Origin of the sequence: Nocardia sp. NPDC051929 (assembly GCF_044548645.1) — a bacterium.
Taxonomy (GTDB): domain Bacteria; phylum Actinomycetota; class Actinomycetes; order Mycobacteriales; family Mycobacteriaceae; genus Nocardia; species Nocardia sichangensis.
Map to the genome: position 1 here is coordinate 20,550 of NZ_JBIUCG010000036.1, position 3,896 is coordinate 24,445.

The 3,896-nt window shown below is 67.5% G+C and carries 5 protein-coding genes and 1 pseudogene; 3 read left to right on the forward strand and 3 right to left on the reverse strand.

The genetic code is table 11. The features are described 5' to 3' along the window. Positions 1-24 precede the first annotated feature (24 nt). Positions 25-525 carry a hypothetical protein gene (locus tag ACIHAX_RS35510; RefSeq protein WP_355079079.1) on the forward strand — a complete coding sequence of 167 codons (501 nt, stop codon included), beginning with the start codon at positions 25-27 and terminating at the stop codon, positions 523-525. 83 nt (positions 526-608) lie between these two features. On the opposite strand, the gene ACIHAX_RS35515 is transcribed toward ACIHAX_RS35510, so the two are convergent. The 3 genes and pseudogenes from ACIHAX_RS35515 to ACIHAX_RS35525 form a co-directional block, all read right to left on the reverse strand. Further along, positions 609-773 carry a hypothetical protein gene (locus ACIHAX_RS35515; protein ID WP_397282011.1) on the reverse strand — a complete coding sequence of 55 codons (165 nt, stop codon included), beginning with the start codon at positions 771-773 and terminating at the stop codon, positions 609-611. Positions 774-820: 47 nt separating this feature from the next. Then, a pseudogene (locus tag ACIHAX_RS35520) lies at positions 821-1,126 on the reverse strand (HEAT repeat domain-containing protein); the annotation flags it as partial. A gap of 38 nt (positions 1,127-1,164) precedes the next feature. Next, positions 1,165-1,260 carry a hypothetical protein gene (locus tag ACIHAX_RS35525; protein ID WP_397282018.1) on the reverse strand — a complete coding sequence of 32 codons (96 nt, stop codon included), beginning with the start codon at positions 1,258-1,260 and terminating at the stop codon, positions 1,165-1,167. Positions 1,261-1,466: 206 nt separating this feature from the next. Between ACIHAX_RS35525 and ACIHAX_RS35530 the strand changes: the two genes are divergently transcribed. Both ACIHAX_RS35530 and ACIHAX_RS35535 read left to right on the forward strand, forming a co-directional pair. Continuing rightward, positions 1,467-3,149, forward strand: a complete 1,683-nt coding sequence (locus tag ACIHAX_RS35530; protein ID WP_397282012.1) for a hypothetical protein — start codon at positions 1,467-1,469, stop codon at positions 3,147-3,149. Positions 3,150-3,298: 149 nt separating this feature from the next. After that, a complete protein-coding gene (locus ACIHAX_RS35535; RefSeq protein WP_397282014.1) occupies positions 3,299-3,733 on the forward strand; it encodes a YbaB/EbfC family nucleoid-associated protein in 435 nt (144 codons plus the stop codon). The last annotated feature ends 163 nt before the right edge of the window (positions 3,734-3,896 follow it).

The following is a 3,896-nucleotide window of genomic DNA, read 5'->3' on the forward strand; positions in this document are numbered from 1 at the left end:
AACTAAACCTAGGAGACGGTCGGCATGCCCATGCTCGATGTCTACATCCCTGCGGGCACCTTCACTCCCGAGCGCGAAGCAGCCCTGCTGAACCGAATCACCGAAATCCTCATCCGGCATGAGGGTTTCGACCCGTCGGACCCGATCACACGCTCCGTGTCGTGGGCCTTTCTGCACCGGCCAGCCGCCGTGTTCGTCGGCGGCGCGCCCGCGGAAGCCCCACGGTACAAAGTGGTGCCGTCCGTACCGGAGGGACAACTCGACGCGATCCAGCGGGCCGGTGTCGTCCGGGAGATCACCGAGGCCATCCTCGACGCCGAAGACGGCGCGTGGCCTCGTGACCCCGGCCGCATCTGGGTCTTTCCCACCGAGATTCCCGAAGGACACTGGGGCGGTTCCGGCGAAATCAAAACCTTGAAGGACATCCTGGCCCGATTGACCGGCGGCAACCTCGACCAAGCCTCGGCACTAGCCACCGAACGAATCACAGCCAGCCGACTCGAACGCGATCGGGCTCCGCGATGACGACGAGTGGCACACCAGCGAGAGCTCTACTCGACGTTTGCCACAGCCATGTGCCACTCGCGGGGGTTGGCGCGCTTCGCGAGTTAAGGAAGCGTGCCTTTATGGTCGGGGCGAAATTCGAGCGTTGCCGCGAGGGCCGAGGCGAGAGCGGCCACGGCGCGATCGTCGTCGCGGGTCAGTGGCCGCAGGGTGTTGAGCGCGATGGTGCCCGGCATCTCGGCGAGCGCTCGAGTCAGGCGTAGCCGCACCGCCGAATCACCCTAGCGGTGACAGTGTGGCGAGCGTGGCGGCCGGCCCCGATCTTGGACAACGTGTGCAGCGCTTGACTGCGAGCCTGAGGACGTTCGGAACCCAGCTCCGCGCGAAGTTCCGGAACCGTGATCGCCGATGGCAGCCGCGTCAGCGCCCACGTGAGCATGTCCCGCACGAAGAAGTCCGGCTCGATAGCGCACCGTTCTATCAGCGCGTCGACGAAACCGGGTTCGGGATGCGTGCCTACCGCCAGCGCCGCCTGCAGCCGCGTCGACGAATTCGCGGCCGCCAATGCGTCGAGCAGCCGGGTGTGCTGTGTATTTCTGTGTGTCGAATTGATGGGGACCACCTCCGACAGCCAGTGAAAGCCTTCACACAGTGAGAAGGTCAAGCGAACTTCGGTGCGCTCGTCCACCTCTCCCCCGCGATGACCACGTGGTCGAGGAAGCGGAGGCCTACGGTGTGGGCGGCTTCGGTGAGCAGGGTGGTGGTGTGGCGATCGTCGGAGCCGTGGTTCCAGCCTCATGCACGCAGCGCTGGCCACCACGTTCCCGCCGACGGGAACACCAGCGACCGTCGCTTATGCTTCGGCTCGGGTCGGCCCAGCGCGTGGCGGTTCGCCGATGCGCGACGTCCCGTTCAGCAGCCGAAGACGGCCGGGCCGTCTCGATATCGACCTAGGGGGTCGCGTGGCCGAATCACTGTCGGTCGACCTCGCCCAGCTGCGCGAATCGGCGGCGGAGTTGCGGCAGGCGGCCGAGGACGCCGAACGGGTGGCGAACGAGCTGAAGGCGGCACTCGCCGACGAGGGTGAGTTCTGGGGTGACGACGAAGCCGGCGAGACGTTCGCCCACACCTACAAGCCCGGTGCCGACCGTACGTTGGAGGGGTTCGACGACCTCGTCGCGGACATACGGGCGATGAGTTCCGCGATGAAGGATGCGGCCGATGCGTTCGAGGACCGGGACCACGACGGCAGGCGGAACATCCGAAACTCGGCCGACGATGGCATCCCGTACACGAACGCACCGAGCCAGAACCGGTCGGCAGGACCCATTCCGCAGACGACGTCTAGCGAATCTCTCAGTCCCACAGATGATTCCGTACGGTCGCCGGGCACGTTCGATCGCACGGCGAACGGAGACTCCGCCCGTCCGCAGCCGGACACCCCGAACGACCGCGTCGATACACAGCAACCACCGACATCCGGCCAGCAACCCCCGACACCCGGTCAGCAGCCCGCGAATCCTGGCCAGCAGCCCGCAGAGTCCGGACAGCAACCTCCGGAATCCGGACAGCAGGACGATTCGACGACCAATCCTCCAGAAACCGAATCGCAGGACAAATCCGGTGACCAACCCCCGGCGGCCGAGACCGGATCGCCGACGACGCCCGGTAACGGCGCAGAGCGGCAGGGAGCGCCGGCGGATACACCGACGAGGCAGCAGGCGGGTCCACAGACGATGCCGGGCGGCCGCAAGGACGCCGGCAAGCCGCCGGCGGGTACGCCGTGGACGCGGAACGGGTCGGGCACCCCTTGGGCAAAGGCTCCGAGCCCCTCGGCCGCGCCGGCGAACGAAACCCCGCCTCGGATATCTCCTCCGCGCACCCCGCACCGCCCGCCCGCGGGCAAGAAGCCGGAGCCGGCTCGTCTCGGGCGGAAGCGGGCCCCGAAACCCGCAGGCGTGCGGGCTCACCGAGCAACCGATGCCGAGGCCATGCGGATCGCTCGGGAGATGGCCGCTCGGCACAACATCGAAATCGTCGGATTCGACGCGGCGGGTATCGCCGCGGCAACGGTCCAGGACATCGCCGATGCTGTCGACACCGTCCTCCCGCGGATGCCGGTCGTGCTGCGCGGAGTCGAGATCCGGGATGTGACGGATTCGCTGTCTTCCGTCGAGGATCGCAGCACGGCAAAGCGATCCGGTGAGGTGGCGCCGTGGATCGTACTGGCTCACGCTGCTGTGATCGATCCTCGGACGTTGGCCGGCCGTTCCCGGGCGACGACCCGATCCGGTCCTCCACGGCGACCGATGTATGCCGCGATCCTGCGGGAACTCGGCGCCGCGATCGACCTCATCGGCGGGTTCCGGGCGCACAAGGAGGCGCAACGCGCGCTCATCACCGAATACGTGCGGATCGACGACCCCCGAGGCCAGACGCTGAGCCGGGTGGTCGCCGGCTACAAGCGGTGGCGGGCGCAGCTCGGCGACGACTGTTTCGAGCAGGGTCTATTCGTTCCGGGCAGGGCGCTGGCCGAGGGATTCGCCGCGGTCGAATCGAGTGACGACGAGGCCAACGGCCCGCAGAAGGTGCTGGGTCGGCTGCTGGTGACGATGTCGCGTGCGGCGGTGCCGGACCGGCGATGAGACCCGCCTCGGCCCGGGCGGACGGCGTCTGGTTCTTTCTCCCTTCCCACCAGCGGTGAACCACGCACCTGTCGGTCATCATTATGGGCACGTTCGGAGGTCCGCGGTCGTCGCTGTCCGCTGAGGAATTCGAGTCGGAAGGTCGTGGCATGGATCGATGGGAGCGCGAAGGCCTGCGCTCGGCCAACAACGGCATGCGCAACCAGCTCGAACATCTCCTCGACTCCTTCGAACGTCAGCAGGGTCGGCTCGCCGATGTGTTCCGAGAACTGGAGAATGCTCGCACGCAGGCGAGTTCTCCCGACCAATCGGTAGAGGTGACGGTGGACGCCGCCGGCGTGCTGACGGACCTGCGCCTCACGGCCGCGGCGATGCGCCAGACACCGGAGCAGTTGAGCAGGGCGATCGTGGAGGTCACCCTGGCCGCGGCGCACCGGGCGAAGCAGCAGGCCGAGGCGCTCGCCGCACCCATCGACGACGAGCTCGACGACCTGCCCGACCTGCCCGATATCTCCCCGGGCGCCCCCAGCCTCAACGAGATTCGCGCTTTCTTCCGCAGGGACAACGAAGGTTCCCCGAGATAATACGGGGCCGCGTAGTGCAGATGATGCTGCGTACCTGCCGACGACCGGAGAGGAACCTCCCGCAGGCGGAAGGACACGGGATTCGGGTGCGACCGTGCGATGGCGGCGGCAGTAGCGTTCCCGGAGCCGCTTGCCGGACACGCATCGATGAACGCGTGCCCAC